Raw genomic sequence first — 19486 nt, 5'->3', positions numbered from 1 at the left:
CGGGCCAAGTTCCGAATTGCCGTGCATGGTCATCGCGTGGCTCGGATCTTGCACACGCCTCCAGGTCATTTTTCGATTGTCAAACTGGCAAGGCGTTCGCCGCTGCGGGCGCTCTCCATTGCCAGGGCGATGTCGCGGCTGCTGCGGGCGCTGGCTTCACTGCGGCAGCGCTTCACATCCTGAACCTCGCTGATATTGCGGACATCGGCCGTCCCACAGACCTTCGTTACGGCACGCTTTACACGCTGTTGCAGCGTGGAGGCGCCCGCGTCAGTGGTAAGATCGAGATCGCCATAGGCGATTTCGACCGAACGCTCGGCGGCCAGTGCGGGAACGGTGGTGATGGCAAGAGCCCCGGCGACGAAGGTTGCCGAAAGGACGCTGGCGGCAAAACTCTTTTGGGCAGGCATTTCTGATCTCCTCTGTTATCTTGTTCTACCCTTCGCCCATGCGGACAGAGAGCGCGAAAATCCCTTCTGCGCCGGTTCAGAAGATGTTTTGGGTCCTCCTCCCTCGGTGTCACCCGGCTATATGCCGCTACGGCAAGGCATGCATTCGCGGTTCGACCAGTGCCCATTACGGTCGGCGAACGACATCTGAAGCGACAAACAACCTATCCTCGGCGACAAACGGCATGGTGCTGTTCGCGTTCGCTGGAATGGTTGGGAAGTCGGCGGCCCGACGGGGTCCGTGTTTCTTATTTCCGGTTGAAGCCAGGGCGGCGGGTACAAACTTCCGGCCGGAAATAGCTCGGGACCTCGTAGGGTTTGACCACGCGTTCCGTGGGCGCCGCGAGCGCTTGGGCCGGGTCGATGCGAACCTGGAATTTCAGGCCGAAGGACCGGTCATTAGCCCAGACCACCGTTGCGTCGATCGCGCCAATATTGTTAAGCAGAACGGCGACTTCTTCGCCCTTGATCAGAATCTGATCGCATTTGCCACCCAGGCCGCTGGCAGAAATATTCCGAACCACGATCTTTGCTGTACCAAGACGGGACGACATGATTTCCGCGGTCAGGAGCCTGCTCGTTCGCGGATCCCGCGCCCGTGCAAATGGCTCCGTCACCCGCAATGCGTCCAATTTTCGGGCATAGCCCATCGTTAACAATTCCTGCGCCCCGAAGGTAGATCTTTTTTCTGCAACGAAAGCTATAGGAGCATCCTTAATTTTTCTTTTATATCATGTTGTTGAACTGCAACGAAAGGCAGGCATGCAAAACGGCAGCGGCTACTTAGCCGCCCAGTGCCGCCGGACGATGCCCTGCGCGTAAAGTAGCACGCTCAGATCGCCATGGTTGATTTCAGCGTCGGCCGCCTCGCGCGCTTTCTGCTTGGCATGATAGGCCACGCCCAGCCCCGCCGCTTCCATCATGAGGATGTCATTCGCACCATCCCCTACGGCCATCGTCAGTTCGCGAGGGATGCCATATTCGGCGGAAGCCCGTTCCAGTTCCGTACGCTTGGTCAAGGCATCGACGATCGGGAACTGGACTGTTCCGGCGAGAAGTGCACCCTCGACCTCCAGGACATTGGCAACCACGCGCCCGAAGCCAATCTCCTTGCCGACGGGCTCTGCAAAGCGGGTAAAGCCACCCGACACCAGAACGGTCTTTGCGCCCCTGGCGTTCATCGTCTGCACCAGCGCCTTTGCGCCGGGCATGATCTTGACCCGTTCGGAACGGCAAATGTCGATGACTTGCTCCTCCAGTCCCTTCAGCAATGCGACACGGCTTTTCAATGCTTCGGCAAAGTCGAGTTCGCCGCGCATGGCGCGCTCCGTTACTTCCGCGATCTGTTCCTTAATCCCGGCATAGTCCGCCAATTCATCGATGCATTCGACGGTGATCATGGTGGAATCCATGTCAGCGACCAGCAGGCTTTTTTCGCGGGTTTCGGCAGGCTGCACGATAATATCCATGCCTTCGTTGATCGCCTGCAATGCCTGCCGGGCTTCGGCGGGATTTGCCGAGAAGAACAAGTCAGCGGCCTTTCCGGGCTCTAACTCTACCGCTTCTCCGGGCTGACAGCCTGCCGCGGCCAGGCGGTCGCGTGCTTCTGTAATATCCCCCTGACGCAATGCGCCGCTTGCCACTATGGTCCCAACGAACATGAGCAGTTCCGATAATCCTTCAGGCCAGAATCAGGGCCCCGATGGCCGTCCGGCTGTCGCGCTTATTGCCGGACCCACCGCCAGCGGCAAGAGCGCTCTGGCCTTGGAACTGGCACGGCGGGCAGATGCGGTCATCATCAATGCCGATGCGAGCCAGGTCTATTCGGACCTGGCCATTCTCTCGGCACGTCCTTCGGCTGAGGAGATGGCGGCTGCTCCGCACCGCCTGTTCGGTGCAATCGACGGAAGCGAGTCCTGTTCGGCGGCTCGCTGGGCAGCCGATGCCAAGCAGGAGATCGCTGCGGCCCACAACGCAGGAAGGTTGCCGGTACTGGTGGGAGGAACGGGACTTTATATCCGCACGCTGCTGGACGGCATCGCGCCTGTGCCCGACATTGATGCCGATATCCGCCAGATGGTCCGCGCGCTGCCCGTCGCCGATGCTTATGAGGCGTTGAAAACAGAGGATCCGGAAAGCGCCGCCCGTCTGGCTCCAGCCGACACAAGCCGGGTTGCTCGGGCCTTGGAGGTAGTGCGGTCGACGGGCAAGCCCCTTGGATGGTGGCACCAGCATATGACGGGCGGGATAGGCAAGGATATTGCGCTGCACCCCCTTGTCCTCCTTCCTCCAAGAGAGTGGCTGTTTGAACGGTGTGACCGGCGGTTCGAAGCGATGCTGGAACATGGCGCCATCGCGGAGGTTGAAAGGCTGCTGGACCGGAATTTGCCCACCGGCTTGCCAGTTATGCGAGCGATCGGAGTGCGGGAAATCGCTGCCTGGCTCTCCGGCGAGATCAGCCGGGAGGCCATGATTGCGCTAGGGCAGACGGCAACCCGCCAATATGCGAAACGGCAATATACCTGGTTCTCCAACCAGCCGCCGCGTGATTGGCCCTGCTTTCGCGAAGAAATTAATTCTAAAGCAGCGACGCAACTAGTAATAAAATTACAACTTTAGATGTTGACATGCCATTTTGTTATAAATAGACGCGAGCACCTTGCCTTTTGGGCTGCACTGCAGCACACCGCGCCTTTGTTGAAGGAGATTGAAAGTGGTTGAGCGTAGCGGCGCTGACATATTGGTTCAGGCGCTGGTTGATCTCGGCGTTGATACGGTATTCGGTTATCCGGGCGGCGCGGTGCTGCCTATTTATGACGCTCTCTACAATCACCCGATCATCAAACATATTCTCGTGCGCCATGAGCAGGCTGCTGCCCATGCCGCGGAGGGCTATGCCCGCTCCACCGGCAAGCCGGGTGTTGTTCTCGTCACCTCCGGCCCCGGCGCAACCAACGCGATCACCGGAATCACGGACGCTCTGCTGGATTCCATTCCGATCATTGTCCTCACCGGACAGGTGGCGACGCATCTTATCGGCACCGACGCGTTTCAGGAGGCGGACACGGTCGGCCTGACACGCCACTGCACCAAGCATAACTATCTGGTGAAGGATCCCGCCCGGCTCGGCCATATTCTTCACGAGGCTTTCCATATTGCAACTTCAGGCCGTCCGGGGCCCGTTGTCATCGACATTCCCAAGGACGTTCAGGTCGCGACCGCAGAATATGAGCATCCCGGCGAGATTGCGCATGTCAGCTATCGCCCGCAGGTGAAGGCGCCTGCCGCCGATATTGAAAAGGCGGTAGCCATGCTTGCCGCGGCCGAGCGGCCGATCCTCTATACCGGCGGCGGCATCATCAACAGCGGCCCGCAAGCGAGCGAGCTGCTGCGCGAACTTGCCGCCCTCACCGGCGCGCCGGTTACCAGCACACTCATGGGCCTTGGCGCTTTCCCGGCTTCTTCGCAGCAATGGCTGGGGATGCTGGGCATGCACGGCACTTATGAAGCCAATATGGCGATGAACCGGGCCGACCTGATCATCTCGCTCGGCGCGCGTTTCGACGATCGCGTGACCGGCCGTCTCGACGCCTTCTCGCCGGACAGCAAGAAAATCCACGTCGATATCGACCGCAGCTCGGTCAACAAGAATGTCGTCGTGGACCTGCCCGTCATCGGTGATGTCGGCAATGTCATGGCCGACATGATCGCTCTGTGGAAAGCAAAGGGCCACAAGGCCACGGACCAGACCGAATGGTGGAGCCGGATCGACGGCTGGCGTGCGCGCCGGTCGCTTGATTATCGCGAAACCGGCGAAGAAATCATGCCGCAGCGGGCCATCGCTGCGCTTTATGCCGCAACCCGGGACAAGAACCCGATCATCACCACGGAAGTCGGGCAGCATCAGATGTGGGCGGCCCAGCATTTCCACTTCGATGATCCGAACAAGTGGCTGACCAGCGGCGGCCTTGGCACTATGGGCTATGGCTTTCCTGCGGCCATTGGCGCGCAGGTCGGCAACCGGGATGCGCTGGTCATCGACATCGCGGGCGATGCGTCGATCCAGATGAACATTCAGGAGCTGGGCACCGCGATCCAATATCGCCTGCCGGTGAAGATCTTCATCCTCAACAATGAATATATGGGCATGGTCCGCCAATGGCAGGAACTGACCTATGAAAGCCGCTATTCGGAAAGCTATTCCGACAGCCTGCCCGACTTTGTGAAGCTGGCCGAAGCCTATGGCTGGACCGGCATCCGGATCGAAGGGCCGCAGGAACTGGAGGCCGGCATCAGGCAGATGATCGAGACCGCCGGACCGGTCCTGGTCGACTGCCGTGTGGCCAAGCTCTCCAACTGCTTCCCGATGATCCCCTCTGGTGCGTCGCACACTGAAATGTTGCTCGGCGACGCGGAGGTTTCGGGCACCATGGACGATGAGGCAAAGGCGCTCGTATGACCCAGCATCTCCGGCTCCGCCTGCATGTGACAGAGCCGTGGGATTTTGAGCGAACGAACGGCACGAACGAGCTTACCGGCTGGACGATCGACTATGCCGATGAGGAAAATGAGGAATGGGAAGTGACCCTGGACCACCCGATCGAGTTCCATGAAAAGCACATACGCACTCTGCTCCTGGGGCCGCGCTATGTGGGCGAGCATCTTCGCCGGATCTTCGATGCGGTGGTGGGCTTTCCGGTACGCGTGGCGCATCGCCAGAACGGCGACTGGCACTATGCCATGACCGCCATGCTGTCCCTGCCCCGCGAGGAAGAGAAATAATGCACATAAAAGAAGAACTGATCGAGCGTCACGTCCTGACGCTGACGGTCGCGAACGAAGCAGGCATCCTCGCGCGCATCGCAGGCATGTTCACCGCCCGCGGCTATAATATCGAGAGCCTGACCGTCGCCGACATTACCGAAGACCACAAGATCAGCCGTATCACTGTCGTCACCAACGGCCCGCCGCGCGTTATCGAGCAGATCATCGCGCAGCTCGATCGGCTGGTGCCCGTGCATAATGTGACCGACCTCACTGAAAATGGTCCCTATGTGGAGCGGGAGCTAGCCCTGGTAAAAGTGGCCGGCGTTGGCGACCAGCGGATCGAAGCGCTGCGGCTCGCGGACGTTTATCGCGCGCGCGTCGTCGATGCGACCATGGAGAGTTTCATCTTCGAGATTACCGGTGGATCGGATAAGGTCGACACCTTCGTCAACCTGATGCGCCATGTCGGCTTGGTAGAAGTCGCCCGGACCGGCATTGTTGGTATTACGCGCGGCAAGGAAGCCGCCTGAACTTCGCTGTCAATCTGAATGTTAGAATTGAGGAATTGCAAAAATGCGTGTTTATTATGATCGTGACGCGGACGTCGGTTTGATCAAGGGCAAGAAGATCGCCATTGTCGGCTATGGCAGCCAGGGCCATGCCCATGCGCAGAACCTGCGGGATTCGGGTGTTGCTGAAGTCGCCATTGCGCTTCGTGCGGGTTCGGCGACTGCCAAGAAGGCCGAAGGCGCGGGTTTCAAGGTGCTGAGCAATGCCGAAGCGGCAGCCTGGGCCGACATCGTCATGATCCTCGCGCCCGACGAACATCAGGCCGCGATCTACAACGACGACCTGCGCGATAATCTGAAGCCCGGCGCGGCGCTTGCCTTCGCTCATGGCCTCAATGTCCATTTTGGCCTCATCGAACCACGCGCCGACATCGACGTGTTCATGATCGCGCCCAAGGGACCCGGCCATACCGTCCGCAGCGAATATGTGCGCGGCGGCGGTGTCCCCTGCCTCATCGCCATTGCGCAGGACGCGACGGGCAATGCGCATGACGTGGCGCTGTCCTATGCTTCCGCGGTCGGTGGCGGTCGCTCGGGCATCATCGAGACGACCTTCAAGGAAGAGTGCGAAACCGACCTTTTCGGCGAACAGGCCGTGCTCTGCGGCGGCCTTTCGCACCTGATCATGGCTGGTTTCGAAACCTTGGTGGAAGCTGGCTATGCCCCCGAAATGGCCTATTTCGAGTGCCTCCACGAAGTGAAGCTGATCGTCGACCTCATGTATGAAGGCGGTATCGCCAACATGCGCTATTCGATTTCCAACACCGCGGAATATGGCGACTATCACACCGGCCCGCGCGTTATCACCAGCGAGACCAAGGCCGAAATGAAGCGCGTTCTGGACGACATCCAGAAGGGCAAGTTCGTGCAGCGCTTCGTGCTCGACAACCGCGCCGGGAACCCGGAACTCAAGGCGCACCGCAAGCTGCAGGCGGAGCACCCGATCGAAAAGACCGGCGCCCAGCTTCGGGCCATGATGCCCTGGATCGGCGCGAACAAGCTGGTGGACAAGGAAAAGAACTGATCCTTGCCTTTTCGTAACAAAAACCGAAACAAGCTGTTTCGGTTTTTGTTACTGGAAGATTTTCGGGGCGTCGCATAGAAATGCGGCGCCCCTTAATATTTGAGGAACCCTCTTCATGCGCAAAATTCTCGCCGCCTCGGCACTGGCTCTTACTGCTCTCGCGCTTGGCCCGGTCGTTGCTCAGGACGCCCCCGCCCTTCCCGGCGCTCCCGATCCCGCACGCGTACAGGCGGGTACCTATGTCATGGACCCTGCGCACACCCAGGTCGCTTTCACCGTCAACCATTTCGGGTTCAACAACTATGTAGGCCTGTTCGGCACGCCCACAGGTTCGCTGACCATCGATCCCAAGCAGCCGGAAAAGGCCAGCTTGACGGTTAAAATCCCGATGAACGAAGTTCGGACCAGCTCAACGAAGCTGGACGAGCATCTCAAGACCCCGGATTTCCTGGACACCGCCAAATATCCCACCGCCAAATTCGTGTCCACCTCCATCAAGGTCGATGGCAATGAAGCGGACATTACGGGCAACCTGACCCTGCACGGCGTGACAAGGCCGGTTACCATAGACGCCCAATTCACAGGCGCCGGGACACATCCCATGAACAAGAAGCTGAACATCGGCTTTTCCGGCACTACGACGATCAAGCGCAGTGACTTCGGCATCGATAAATTCGTGCCTTTGGTCTCGGATGAGGTGAAGCTGGCGATTACCGCAGCGTTCGAGAAGTAAGGCTTTGCTGCCGTAAATGAGAATATCCCCGTCGTCCCTGCGAAGGCGGGGACGACGGCAACCTCACCGCATAGGACCAAAGTCCACAAGAAGGTTGGCCCATTCTATTCCGATTCCTCTGGACTTCCCTTCCTCCTTTCGGTTAAAGCCGCGCATCATGTCGAGCGCGACCCTGTCTCTTCTCCTGCTACGACTTACACGCCCTTAGGCGTGTCATTGGTGCTGCGGCTCTTGCGCCGGGCAGCCCACACAGCCTAAGGGCCGACGAACCTCCGGTTGAAACAGCAGGCAGCGCCGCCCAGATCGCAGCGGGCGCGCCGATAAAGAGAAGCAGATAAAGACATGTTGCAGGACCCGTCCGTCAAATATCGTCCCTTCCCCCAGGTTGATCTGCCCGATCGCCAGTGGCCCGCTCGCACGATCACGAGGGTGCCCCGTTGGCTTTCCACCGACATGCGCGACGGCAATCAGGCACTGATCGACCCGATGGACACGGAGAAGAAGACGCGCTTCTTCAACCTGCTCGTGAAACTGGGTCTCAAGGAGATCGAGGTTGGCTTTCCTTCGGCGGGCGCGACCGAATTCGACTTTATCAACGGCCTCGTCCAGTCCGGCGATATCCCGGACGACGTCTTCATCCAGGTGCTCACGCAAGCCCGCCGCGATCTCATCGAGCGCACCTTCGAGAGCCTGAAGGGCGCGAGGCAAGCGATCGTCCATGTCTATAATGCTGTTTCACCGGCATGGCGGCGGATCGTGTTCAACATGGAACGGCCTCAGATCAAGCAAATCGCCATCGACGCGGCCAAAATCATTCGCGACGAGGCGGCCAAACAGCCGAATACGGATTGGCATTTCCAATATTCGCCCGAAACCTTCTCCACCGCCGAACTGGATTTCAGCCTGGAATGCTGCGAGGCGGTGATGGACATATTGCAGCCCACGCGCGAAAAGCCCATTATCCTTAACCTCCCCGCCACGGTGGAGGCGGCGACGCCCAATATCTATGCCGATCAGATCGAATGGTTCTGCCGCCATATCCGCGACCGCGACAAAGTCGTAATCTCGCTCCATCCGCACAACGACCGCGGCACCGGTGTCGCGGCGGCCGAGCTGGGCCTGATGGCCGGCGGCGACCGCGTGGAAGGCTGCCTCTTCGGCAATGGCGAACGCACCGGCAATTGCGACATCGTGACTGTGGGGCTCAACATGTACACGCAGGGCGTGCATCCCGGGCTCGACTTTTCGAACATGGAAGAGGTGGTTCAGACGGTCACCTACTGCAACCAGTTGCCAGTCCACCCACGCCATCCCTATGCCGGCGACCTGGTGTTCACGGCCTTTTCCGGCTCCCATCAAGATGCGATCAAAAAGGGCTTCGCGGCGCAGGAACAGCGCAACGATCAGCTTTGGGACGTGCCCTATCTCCCTATCGACCCGGCCGATATCGGCTGCTCCTACGAGGCGGTGATCCGCGTCAACAGCCAGTCCGGCAAGGGTGGCGTCGCCTGGGTGCTGCAGCAGGACAAAGGGCTGAAGCTCCCCAAGCGCATGCAGGCCGACTTCAGCCGCGTTGTGCAGGACCTTGCCGACAAGACCAGCCGCGAACTGGTGGCAAGCGATATCTGGACCGCGTTCGAGGGTCATTATTGCCTCGGCACCGACCAACCCTTCAAGCTGATCGATTATCAAGAAACGCAAAGCCCGCATGCCAGCGGTTCCAATCGCCTTTTCGTGGGCAAGATCCTCATGAATGGCGAGGAGCGCTCCGTCAGCGGGCGAGGCAACGGCCTTATCTCCTCCGTTCTGGATGCGCTGCGCGAAAATTGCGGCATCGATCTGGAGGTCGAGGATTATAGCGAGCATGCCATCGGGCATGGTTCCGATGTGCAGGCGGCAGCCTATGTCGAATGCAAGGCGGCGGACGGCAAGAAGATCTTTGGCGTAGGCATGGATGCCGACGTCGCTACGGCATCGGTGCAGGCGATCCTTTCCGCCGCGAACGGATTGGCCACTCGGGAAAATTAGTCTGGACGGGAGCCGCGCTCCCGTTCAGTGTCTCTCTACCAAGCCTTTGCTTTGCCGGAGAGCCCATGTCCCTACCCTCGCCGCTTTTCGACAATCTGGCGCTGCCCGTAATGGGCTCGCCAATGTTCATCATATCCGGTCCAGATCTGGTCATCGCCCAGTGCAAGGCGGGGATTGTCGGCTCCTTCCCGGCTCTCAATGCGCGTCCGCAGAGTCAACTGGACGAATGGTTGCACCAGATCACGGAGGAACTTGGCGCCTGGGACCGCGATCACCCCGGGCAACCTGCTGCCCCCTTTGCGGTCAATCAGATTGTCCACAAATCCAATGGACGCCTGGAAGAAGATTTGGCCATTTGTGAGAAATGGCGGGTGCCCATCGTCGTCACCTCGCTGGGCGCGCGGGAGGATGTCAACGACAGCGTTCAGAGGTGGGGCGGCATCACCTTTCATGACGTCATCAATGACCGGTTCGCGCGAAAGGCGGTGGAGAAAGGCGCCAATGGCCTTATCCCGGTGGCAGCCGGAGCCGGCGGACATGCCGGCACCATCTCACCATTCGCCCTGATGCAGGAAATCCGCGCCTGGTTCGACGGCCCCATAGCGCTCTCGGGAGCTATCGCCTGTGGCCGGTCCATTCTGGCCGCGCAAGCATTGGGCGCTGACCTTGCCTATATTGGCTCGGCCTTCATTGCCACCCAGGAAGCGAACGCCGCCACCGACTATAAGGCAACGATTGTCGAAGCGCATTCCGGGGATATTGTCTATTCAAATCTTTTTTCCGGCATTCACGGCAATTACTTGCGCCAATCGATTGAGCGCGCGGGGCTTGATCCAGCCGATCTGCCTCAGAGCGATGCTTCGAAAATGAGTTTCGGATCCAACGAAGGTCAGGCGGTCAAAGCCTGGAAGGACATCTGGGGTTCAGGACAGGGCGTTGGGGCCGTGCGTTCCATCGAACCCGTTGGCGCGCGGGTGGCGCAACTCAGGGCCGAGTATGAAGCAGCGAAAGCGGAACTGCTCGCCAAGTTGACCTGACGCCATAATCGCCCGATCCGAATCCTTCGCGGCGATTATTCTGCCTCAACGCCGGTTGGTAGCACCACCGCCGACCAGCTTTTGCCGGGTATCAGATATTTCCGCGCCAAAGCCTGTATCTCGGCAGGTGTTACCTCCAGCAGATCGCGCGGCATCGAGCGCATGATTGCAACGCGGCGGCCGTCAAAGCTCGCCCCTTCCATCTGCGACATCCAAAAGGCGTTGCCCGTGCTCGCGCGGGCCAACAGTTGACGCATGGGCGCAACGGTGCGCTGCAGTTCGTCGGAACTGACAGGGGTGCTCGCTAGGTCAGTGGCGATACGGTTGATGAGCGTGAAGAAATAGCCGATCCGGTCGGGCTTCAACTGGCTTGTAACGGAGATATAGCCGCCATTATCAAAGGAAAAGGGCCAGCTATTGTCGACGCTCGGGCTATAGGCGGCGCCATCCTGTGACCGCAGGCCTTCGAATAGACGGTCATTGAAAATCTGCCCCAATATCTCGAGCTGCCGTCCTTCTCGGGCGGAAGCAAAGCCGCCAGCGGTCGGCCAGGCCATGACCGCCGCCGCCTGGTCTTTGTCGCCTGTATGCCGCAGCACAACAGGCTTGGCCGTATGAGTCGGGAAAGCCGTCTTCAGATTGACAGGGTCCACAGGCACATCCTTGCGCGGAGGAAGGGCCCCGAAGGTCTTTCCGACGAGCGCAATCGCCCGTTCCGCATCGATATCACCATAGATCTGCACCTCGATCGGGCCACTGTTGAGAATGGGTTCCCATGTGGAGCGAAAGGCTTCGGGCGTGAGCGCGCTGATTTCCGCTCTGCTCGGCGTGCGCCAACGGACATCTCCATCCCGCAGCATCGCCGTCATGTCACGAGCCAGCACGCTACCAGGAGAACTCGACATGGCATCGTAAGCGGCGAGGATGCCCGCCTTCATCCGTTGAACCGGGGCTGCATCCCAGCGGGGATAAGCCAATTTCGCCGCCAGCAGGTGCAATTGGTCCTCGACGTCGGCGGCTCGGGTGATGGCGCTCATCTCAAACGCATCATCGTCGATCGCGAATTGCATGCCCATGCGCCGTCCGGTGGTGAGGCGGTCAAGCTCCTCCTGCCCCAGCTTGCCCGCGCCGCTCGCCATCAGTGCATAGCCGCCCGCCCAGCTCGCCACTGGCTTGGCCGGAGAAAATGCCTGATATCCATGGCCAAAGCGAACGTTGATCCTGATTTTCTCCTTCTCTGCCGCATTGGCAAAAAGCGACAATTTGACGCCATTTGAGAAGCTGATCATCTCGATGCCCAGATCGGACAGCTTTTCGCGGCCGGTGACTTTCCCCGGAGCGCCCATTTTCGGCAAGTCCGCTGCAGTGACAGGCGCGCCAGTCAGGCGCACATTCTTTGCGGGAGTGACGGGCGTCTTGAGCGCCAGGGCCAGCTTGCCCTCGGCTTCCGGCTGTTCGGCCGGAAGTGTCAATATGGCCCGCATGGTAGTGCCCTGGAACATCTCGCGGGTAGAGGCGAGCAGCTTTGCAGGAGTAAGACTTGGCTTCATCTCGCGAAAGATCGAAAGCGCCGTTTCCGGTGCAGCAACGGTTTCCCGGATATCGACGGCTCCAACAATATCATCCGCCTGCTTGGAACCTGCTTCCGTGTCCTTGTTCTCGACCGCCATGGCAAGCAGCGCTTCGAACTCCTGATATTCGCGGTCGATCTCTGCCTGGGTCGCTGGTGAGGCCTTGGCATCCTCGATTACGGCCCGAACATCGGCGAGCGCAGCGGCCCAGTCTTCGCCCTGCGGAAGGATGCTGACGAAAGTGCCATCGGCCGACCGGCTGACATCCTCCTGCGCAACGCTCGCCTGTATATAGCTTCCGCCGCTCCGGGCGCTTGCCTCCAGACGGCGGTTGATCATCTGCAGCGCCAGCATGTCGGTCAACCGCTCGCGGTTATAAACGATGGTGTCGTCCTTGAGCGCCCAAGGACGCAGCCAGCCCAGGCTAAGCGTCGCTGGAAGGCCCGGTTCGACCACCACTTCGCTTACCGGCAGGCTGGGGTTCGGCTTGCCGAAATCAGCGATAGCCTGCCCTTTGCCGTCGCCTTTCCAGGGACCGAAATATTTGCGGACAAGCTGTTCAAACAGCTTGGGATCGCCGTCCCCGGCAATGGAGATCACCACATTTTCCGGACGATACCAGCGGTCGTGGAAAGCCCGAAGGCCATTGGCGCTGGCCTGTTCCAGAGTCTGGGCCGTCCCAATCGGACTGCGCATTGCCAGCCGCTGCCCCGCGAAGAACAGCGCGCGGGTCGCGTCCGCCACACGAACCTGCGGACCATAGCCTTCGCGGCGCTCGGCCAGGATCACCGCTCTTTCGGCATTCACACTGGCGTCGGTAATGGTCGGGTCAGTAATCATCCCGGCCAGGATTTTCATGCTTTCATCTAGGCCGGCACTTGTCGCGTCGGGAAGGTCCAGGCGATAGACAGTCTGGGTCGGCGTCGTCTGGGCATTGCTGTCGCTGCCAAAGGTTGCGCCGAGCCTCTGCCAGACCCTCTTCGCCTCTCCGTCCGGCACATATTTGGAACCCCGGAACGTCAGATGCTCGAGGAAATGGGCATAACCGAGCTCATTGTCCTCTTCCATGAGCGAGCCCGCATCCACCCGCACCCGGATCGAGACTTGGCCGGGCGGCACCCCATTCTGGCGCACAGCATAGCGCAGGCCATTCTCCAGCTCGCCAAACAGCCACGCCTTGTCCACGGGAACGTCGCTGCCCTTGTAGAGCCAAGGGACCTTGTCGGCCGACGGCGACGAAACCTGCTGTGCCAGCAATGGAACCGGGGGAACTGTCCCGGCAAGAACAATTGACAGGACGGGAAGGAAGATGGCGGAACGCCTCTTTTTCAAAGTCATTCGGCTTTATATCCAGCCCAAAGCTTTCTGGCCAGTGAATAGACCTCGGGCCGACAGGCAGGAAACGCAGTTCAGCTAAGCTTTCGGCGCACTTCAGGCAAACAAGTCGCGCTCGTCATCTGCTTCCAGGGGATCGGGAACCTCAAGCTGTGCATGTCCCTCATGAGGATGGCGGGTGCATTGAAAAAATTGCCGCCACCAGCTCCGGGACATCTCCCGGGAATAGCAGAGCGCCGCATCGCCCAGCATCATGGGCAAGACAAAGAAAGCGTCCAGAGGATGCATTTCATGATTGGATGTTCCTGGATCCATATCCGGCCCCTTCCACCCCGTCAGCCAATGGCGAATCGCAGCTGCTCCTGCATAGCGCTACAGCTTCCCCAAATGCAAAGGGCCGGCGGATAGTCCGCCGGCCCCTGGCCCCCGGTAGTTTAGTTGATCAGGCGACCCGCACCGAGGGAGCATCCATATCTTCATCGGGGTCGCGCAGCACATAGCCCCGGCCCCAGACCGTCTCGATGTAATTTTCGCCACCGCAGGCCAGCGCCAGCTTCTTGCGCAGCTTGCAGATAAACACGTCGATGATCTTCAGCTCCGGCTCGTCCATCCCGCCATAAAGATGATTGAGGAACATTTCCTTGGTAAGCGTCGTACCCTTGCGGAGCGAAAGCAGCTCCAGCATCGCATATTCCTTGCCGGTCAGGTGTACGCGGTTGCCGTCCACCTCAACGGTCTTGGCGTCAAGGTTGACCGCCAGCTTGCCGGTGCGGATGACAGACTGGCTGTGGCCTTTCGAACGGCGCACAACCGCATGAATGCGCGCAATGAGCTCATCACGGTGAAACGGCTTGGTGACATAGTCATCGGCACCAAAACCGAACGACCGGACCTTGCTGTCCATTTCGCTGATGCCCGAAAGGATGAGCACCGGCGTCTGCACCTTGGCGGTACGCAATTTTTTCAGCACGTCATAGCCGTGCATATCGGGAAGGTTGAGGTCGAGGCAGATGATGTCATAATCGTAGAGTTTGCCGAGATCCAAGCCTTCCTCACCAAGATCGGTGGTATAGACGTTGAAGCCTTCGGTCGTCAGCATCAGCTCGATCGCCTTTGCCGTCGTCGGTTCGTCTTCGATAAGCAGCACGCGCATCTGGCAGCCCCTTGTTCCGTTGGCGGATGCTTCACGACCCGTGACACATCCATGCACATATATTAACCATAGAACTTATGAATGCCAAAGGTTAATTTTGGTTTAACCGGCCTGCATCCACGAGTCGCGGTCGTTTCGGTTGGTCAAGAATGCTCCTCAACTGCGGCATAGCGAGCGGAATCGTTCCGACAAAAACTCCACCAAAAGGCTTACACGAGCAGGCCTGGCCACACCCGGAGGCGTAAGCAGATGGAGGGAGACCGGAGGAGGCGACCAACCGGGCAATATCGCCTCCAAACGACCAGCGGCAATATCCGTTCCCACGATGAAGTCCGGCAATATGGCAATGCCGAGGCCCGCCCGGAGTGCCGGAAGCATGGCGTCGCCACTATTTGCGCGAAGGGGACCTTCGGGCCGGACCACGACTTCCTCCCTGCCCGGCCCATGGAAACGTAGAAGATCCGGGGTCGGAAGATAACAATAGCTGAAGCAGCGATGGCTCGCGAGATCGGCCGGATGGACGGGACGGCCATGCCTTTCGAGATAGAAGGGAGCCGCCACGATTTTGGATTCCACTCCACCCAGCCGGCGCACTCGAAGGGAACTGTCGGGCAACGCCGCAATCCGGAGCGCGGCATCGAAACCCATTTCAATGATGTCGATCTTCTCGTCGCTCAGGTGCAAATCGATGGCTATGCCAGGATATTCCGCCAGGAAATCGGCCACGGCGGGCGCGACATGCAACAGGCCGAAGCTCATGGGAGCCGCAAGGCGTACCATGCCTTGCGGGGCGTCTGCTTCGTCCCGAGCGGCCTCTTCGGCTGCCATCCCCTCCGCCAATATTCGCGCCGCCCTTTCAGCCAAGCCGCGTCCGCTTTCAGTAAGCGACAAATGCCGGGACGTTCGGTGGAACAGGCTCGTACCCACTTGGTTCTCAAGGCGGGACACTGCTTTCGAGATGGTTGCCTTGGACAGACCCAGGGCCTTGGCAGCTCCGGTAAAGGAACGATGCTGAACGACGGCAGCAAAGATCGCCCAGGCTTCGAAATCAGGTAAGCGCATATTGAGAAACAATCCGTTTCAATGTTGCTTATTTTGGAAACGATGATGACGGCTTATCTGCCTTTCATCAAGATATGAAAGGATCAGAGAGATGATTGAGAGACGGGAATTTTCTTCATTGGGGCACGCCAACCACGGTTGGCTGGACGCCCATCACCACTTTTCCTTCGCGGGCTATCACGATCCCTCGCGCATGGGCTGGGGCGCCATAAGGGTGTGGAACGACGATGAGATCGCTCCCAATACGGGCTTCCCGCCGCATCCGCATAATGACATGGAAATCATCACCTATGTCCGCACCGGGGCAATCACGCATCAGGACAGCATGGGCAATACCGGCCGCACCGAAGCGGGCGATGTGCAGGTGATGAGCGCTGGAACCGGGGTGCGGCACAGCGAATACAATCTTGAGGACGAAGCGACGACGCTCTTCCAGATCTGGGTGATCCCCCGGGAACGCGGAGGCTCGCCGAGCTGGGGCGCCAAGCCCTTCCCCAAGAGAGACCGTTCAGGACGCTTTGTGGTGCTGGCCAGCGGCTATGCCGAGGACGAAGGCGCACTGCGCATCAGGGCGGATGCCCGGCTGCTCGGTGCAACGCTGAAGGCCGGTGAAGAACTGAGCTATGAGGCGGCGCCGGGCCGTCATGCCTATCTTGTTCCTGCGACCGGCCGGATCGAGATCAATGGCGCGATGTTCAACGCCCGGGACGGAGCGGCCATTACCGGCGGAGAGCCGCTGTCCATCAGGGCCCTGGAAGACTCTGAAATCATACTAGTCGACGCAGAATAATCCCCTGCCGCCCGCGCTCCCCCGTACCCCACCCCCGCGCGGGCGGCCCCTGCCTTTTTTAGGAGACAAGACATGGCAAAAGTTCTGGTGCTCTATTATTCCTCCTATGGTCATATAGAGGCCATGGCGCATGCCATGGCAGAAGGCGCCAGGGAGGCCGGCGCGACGGTGGACGTCAAGCGCGTCCCCGAAACAGTTCCGCAGGAAATAGCGGAGAAATCACACTTCAGGCTGGATCAGCGGGCACCGGTCGCCACCGTGGCGGAACTCGAAAATTATGACGCCATCATCATCGGCACCGGAACGCGCTATGGCCGTATGTCTTCCCAAATGGCCGCTTTCCTGGATCAAACCGGCGGCTTGTGGGCCCGGAACGCCTTCGTCGGAAAGGTAGGCGCCGCCTTCACCTCGACTGGCAGCCAGCATGGCGGCCAGGAAACCACTCTCTTTTCGATCATCACCAATCTTCTGCACTTTGGCATGACCATCGTCGGGCTGGATTATGGCTATGCCGGTCAGACAGGCGTGGATGACGTAAAGGGCGGTGCCCCCTATGGCGCGACCACCATTGCTGGCGGCGATGGCAGCAGGCAGCCGAGCGAGACCGAACTGGCCGGCGCCCGCCATCAGGGCAAGCGCGTCGCCGAGGTTGCGGGGAAGTTGTTTGGGTGAACTTGTCGTGGAAGGATTGGCGGAGAGGGAGGGATTCGAACCCTCGATACGGTTGCCCGTATGCCGCATTTCGAGTGCGGTGCATTCGACCACTCTGCCACCTCTCCGCGAGGAATATGTCGGTGCCTTCATGTGCGGAGCGGTGCCGCAGGCCCCCGGACGAGGGTCGGTTTGAGCGGCGGGCATTAGCGGATGAATGCGCGCTTGCCAAGCACCTCCTTGTATCAACGCACAATCTTTCTAAATTGGGAGCATGGATTCGAATGTCACTCGCCCTAATGGCGGCAATATCCGTCTGCACGCTCCCATCATCGCGCATGCGCGCTTCTGCATTGGTGAGGTTCTGAAGCACCGCCTGTTCGGTTTCCGTGGGGTTGTTTTCGACGTCGATCCCATTTTTGCCAACAGCGAGGAATGGTATCAGTCCATCCCGGAAGACTTGCGGCCTGATCGCAACCAGCCCTTTTATCACCTGCTCGCTGAAAATGGTGAGACCAGCTACATTGCCTATGTCAGTCAGCAGAATCTGCAATATGACGATAGCGAGGAGCCGGTGGACCACCCGGCTATCGATGATCTGTTCAGTTCCTATGCCGATGGTCGGTACGAGCTACGCACACGCCATCGCCATTGATTCCTGTTTGGCGGCGTAAGCCGTCTCAGGCCTTTAGCTTCCAGCCTTTCCTGAGCAAGGCGTAGCATAGCAGGCCCGTTCCGATATTGAGCAGAAGCAGCACCAGCGCGCCCGCAACCACTTGGGAATCCGCCGCCGAAAGGAAGCCATAGCGGAAGCCTGAAATGATGTAGAAAAAGGGATTGGCGTGGCTTATCGCCTGAAATACCGGTGCCAGCCGGTCAATGGAATAGAAGGTTCCTGAAAGCAGTGACAGCGGCGCGATCACAAAATTGGTAACGGCTGCTGCATGATCGAACTTTTCCGCCCAGATCGAGGTCAGGACCCCCAGAAAGGCGAGAAAAGCCGAGCCCAACACACCAAACCAGACGATCGCCCAGCCATGGACGGGCGCGACATCGACACCAGGCCACAGCAGCATCGCCAGCCACACCGCGGATCCCACCAGGATTGCCCGCGTCACCGAAGCGGCAACGAGTGCGCCCAGCAGCTCTCCGACCGAAATGGGCGGCATCAGATAATCGACCAGCGTTCCCTGCACCTTGGCCACCAGAAGGGAAAAGCTGCTGTTCGCGAAACTGTTCTGCATCATGCCCATGACGATCAGGCCTGGGGCAAGGAAATCGGCAAAGGGTACGCCAAGCACCTCATGATTCCGCCTGCCCAGCGCCACGGTGAAAATGATCAGAAACAGCAGCGTCGTTATCGCGGGCGCCCATATGGTTTGGAGCTGCACCTTGAAGAAACGGCGAACCTCCTTAATATAAAGGGCTCGCGCACCCGCCCAATTCACATTGCGGATCAGAGCGATTCCCGGTTCCGCGCGAACGGCCTTGAAGTCGCTATCGATTTTCTGCTGTTCGTTCATGGTGAGATCGCCTATCGGGTGGCGGCGCGGCCCGCAAGGGCGTTTTTTTGTAGCTGTGGCCCAAACCATATCATGGGAGCAGTTCCGGACTGACGAAGCCGAAGGAGTATGAATGGCCTGGACTGATGAACGCATCGACCAGCTGAAATCGATGTGGGAAAAGGGGATGACCGCAAGCCAGATAGCCGACGAGCTGGGCGGTGTGAGCCGTAATGCCGTCATCGGCAAGGCGCATCGCCTGGGGCTGCAGTCCCGGCCCTCGCCCGTCAAGGCGGGAGACGCCCCGCGCAAGGCGGCTCCGCCCAAGCGGCCCGGACCCAAAAAGCCCGAGCCTCAGCCTGAGCAGACGCCCGTGGCGGCCGCAAAGCCGGTGACCGCGGCGCCCGCTCCTCGTCCCGCTCCCAGCGCTCCGGCTCCCGTTCCAGCCGAAGCGGCGGCGCCCCAGCCACGCATCGTGTCGGTTGGGCCTGGCGGTTTCCTGCGGCAAGGCCCCGGCGACCAGCAGGCGCCCATTCCGCCTGCCCCGCCGCGGCGGTTGGTCCCGGCGAAGCCCAGCCCGGAAATCGCTGGCAAGACCAGTCTACTCGATCTCACCGAGAAGATCTGCAAATGGCCCCTCGGCCATCCCGGAGAGCCGGATTTCCATTTTTGTGGAGAGAAGGTGAATCCAGGCTTTCCCTATTGTGTCGAGCATTGCGGCCGCGCCTATCAGGCGCAGTTGCCGCGTGGAACCCGGCGCCCGCCGCCGCCGCTGCCCTTTGGCGGGCCGCGAGTACGCTGAACAAAGGAAAGGC

The 19486-nt window shown here is 59.8% G+C and carries 20 protein-coding genes and 1 tRNA gene; 12 read left to right on the top strand and 9 right to left on the bottom strand.

All coding sequences use genetic code 11. The annotated features are described in order from the left end of the window. Positions 1-65 precede the first annotated feature (65 nt). From VJS46_RS10815 to serB, 3 genes are all read right to left on the bottom strand, one after another. Positions 66-410, bottom strand: coding sequence for a UrcA family protein (locus VJS46_RS10815; protein WP_324060055.1), 345 nt, complete (start codon positions 408-410; stop codon positions 66-68). A 287-nt stretch (positions 411-697) separates the two neighbouring features. Then, positions 698-1099, bottom strand: a complete 402-nt coding sequence (locus tag VJS46_RS10810) for a PilZ domain-containing protein (RefSeq protein ID WP_324060054.1) — start codon at positions 1097-1099, stop codon at positions 698-700. A 129-nt stretch (positions 1100-1228) separates the two neighbouring features. Then, on the bottom strand, positions 1229-2110 hold the full coding sequence (gene serB, locus VJS46_RS10805; protein WP_324060053.1) for a phosphoserine phosphatase SerB: 882 nt from the start codon (positions 2108-2110) through the stop codon (positions 1229-1231). Here serB and miaA point away from each other — a divergent pair. From miaA to VJS46_RS10765, 8 genes are all read left to right on the top strand, one after another. Beyond that, on the top strand, positions 2109-3068 hold the full coding sequence (gene miaA, locus VJS46_RS10800) for a tRNA (adenosine(37)-N6)-dimethylallyltransferase MiaA (RefSeq protein WP_324060052.1): 960 nt from the start codon (positions 2109-2111) through the stop codon (positions 3066-3068). The two genes, serB and miaA, sit on opposite strands and share 2 nt — an antisense overlap. A 94-nt stretch (positions 3069-3162) precedes the next feature. After that, positions 3163-4908, top strand: coding sequence for an acetolactate synthase 3 large subunit (locus VJS46_RS10795; protein ID WP_324060051.1), 1746 nt, complete (start codon positions 3163-3165; stop codon positions 4906-4908). Continuing rightward, positions 4905-5231 (top strand): hypothetical protein, encoded by a 327-nt coding sequence (locus VJS46_RS10790; protein ID WP_324060050.1) that lies wholly within the window; start codon positions 4905-4907, stop codon positions 5229-5231. Before VJS46_RS10795 ends, VJS46_RS10790 begins: the two co-directional genes overlap by 4 nt. After that, a complete protein-coding gene (gene ilvN, locus VJS46_RS10785; RefSeq protein ID WP_324060049.1) occupies positions 5231-5746 on the top strand; it encodes an acetolactate synthase small subunit in 516 nt (171 codons plus the stop codon). Before VJS46_RS10790 ends, ilvN begins: the two co-directional genes overlap by 1 nt. Before the next feature lie 43 nt (positions 5747-5789). After that, a complete protein-coding gene (gene ilvC / locus VJS46_RS10780; RefSeq protein WP_324060048.1) occupies positions 5790-6809 on the top strand; it encodes a ketol-acid reductoisomerase in 1020 nt (339 codons plus the stop codon). Positions 6810-6924: 115 nt separating this feature from the next. Next, positions 6925-7542, top strand: coding sequence for a YceI family protein (locus tag VJS46_RS10775; RefSeq protein ID WP_324060047.1), 618 nt, complete (start codon positions 6925-6927; stop codon positions 7540-7542). Between the two features lie 342 nt (positions 7543-7884). After that, the gene (gene leuA, locus VJS46_RS10770) at positions 7885-9570 is read left to right on the top strand and encodes a 2-isopropylmalate synthase (RefSeq protein ID WP_324060046.1); all 1686 of its coding nucleotides are present in this window, start codon (positions 7885-7887) and stop codon (positions 9568-9570) included. A gap of 65 nt (positions 9571-9635) precedes the next feature. Beyond that, on the top strand, positions 9636-10607 hold the full coding sequence (locus VJS46_RS10765) for a nitronate monooxygenase family protein (protein ID WP_324060045.1): 972 nt from the start codon (positions 9636-9638) through the stop codon (positions 10605-10607). Positions 10608-10642: 35 nt separating this feature from the next. Here VJS46_RS10765 and VJS46_RS10760 read toward each other — a convergent pair whose 3' ends face one another. From VJS46_RS10760 to VJS46_RS10745, 4 genes are all read right to left on the bottom strand, one after another. After that, positions 10643-13516, bottom strand: a complete 2874-nt coding sequence (locus VJS46_RS10760) for a M16 family metallopeptidase (RefSeq protein ID WP_324060044.1) — start codon at positions 13514-13516, stop codon at positions 10643-10645. Positions 13517-13609: 93 nt separating this feature from the next. Continuing rightward, on the bottom strand, positions 13610-13828 hold the full coding sequence (locus VJS46_RS10755) for a hypothetical protein (RefSeq protein ID WP_324060043.1): 219 nt from the start codon (positions 13826-13828) through the stop codon (positions 13610-13612). Positions 13829-13955: 127 nt separating this feature from the next. After that, positions 13956-14666, bottom strand: a complete 711-nt coding sequence (ctrA, locus tag VJS46_RS10750) for a response regulator transcription factor CtrA (RefSeq protein ID WP_324060042.1) — start codon at positions 14664-14666, stop codon at positions 13956-13958. Between the two features lie 156 nt (positions 14667-14822). After that, positions 14823-15728: a LysR family transcriptional regulator gene (locus VJS46_RS10745; protein WP_324060041.1), complete on the bottom strand. Its 906-nt coding sequence runs from the start codon at positions 15726-15728 to the stop codon at positions 14823-14825. 91 nt (positions 15729-15819) lie between these two features. Here VJS46_RS10745 and VJS46_RS10740 point away from each other — a divergent pair, with 91 nt between their 5' ends. Beyond that, entirely contained in the window at positions 15820-16518 is a 699-nt protein-coding gene (locus VJS46_RS10740) for a pirin family protein (RefSeq protein WP_324060040.1), read from the top strand. 72 nt (positions 16519-16590) lie between these two features. Beyond that, positions 16591-17190, top strand: a complete 600-nt coding sequence (wrbA, locus tag VJS46_RS10735; protein WP_324060039.1) for an NAD(P)H:quinone oxidoreductase — start codon at positions 16591-16593, stop codon at positions 17188-17190. A gap of 17 nt (positions 17191-17207) precedes the next feature. Here wrbA and VJS46_RS10730 read toward each other — a convergent pair. Continuing rightward, positions 17208-17297 (bottom strand) — tRNA-Ser (locus VJS46_RS10730). Positions 17298-17443: 146 nt separating this feature from the next. Here VJS46_RS10730 and hspQ point away from each other — a divergent pair. After that, on the top strand, positions 17444-17824 hold the full coding sequence (gene hspQ / locus VJS46_RS10725) for a heat shock protein HspQ (protein WP_324060038.1): 381 nt from the start codon (positions 17444-17446) through the stop codon (positions 17822-17824). Between the two features lie 25 nt (positions 17825-17849). Here the strand turns inward: hspQ and VJS46_RS10720 are convergent, their stop codons facing one another. After that, entirely contained in the window at positions 17850-18692 is an 843-nt protein-coding gene (locus tag VJS46_RS10720; RefSeq protein ID WP_324060037.1) for an ABC transporter permease, read from the bottom strand. 112 nt (positions 18693-18804) lie between these two features. Here VJS46_RS10720 and VJS46_RS10715 point away from each other — a divergent pair, with 112 nt between their 5' ends. Continuing rightward, positions 18805-19473, top strand: coding sequence for a GcrA family cell cycle regulator (locus VJS46_RS10715; RefSeq protein WP_324060036.1), 669 nt, complete (start codon positions 18805-18807; stop codon positions 19471-19473). Positions 19474-19486: the final 13 nt, after the last annotated feature.

Source organism: Rhizorhapis sp. (assembly GCF_035276005.1).
Classification (GTDB): Bacteria; Pseudomonadota; Alphaproteobacteria; order Sphingomonadales; family Sphingomonadaceae; genus Rhizorhapis.
This window is presented reverse-complemented; position numbering and strand designations above follow the sequence as displayed.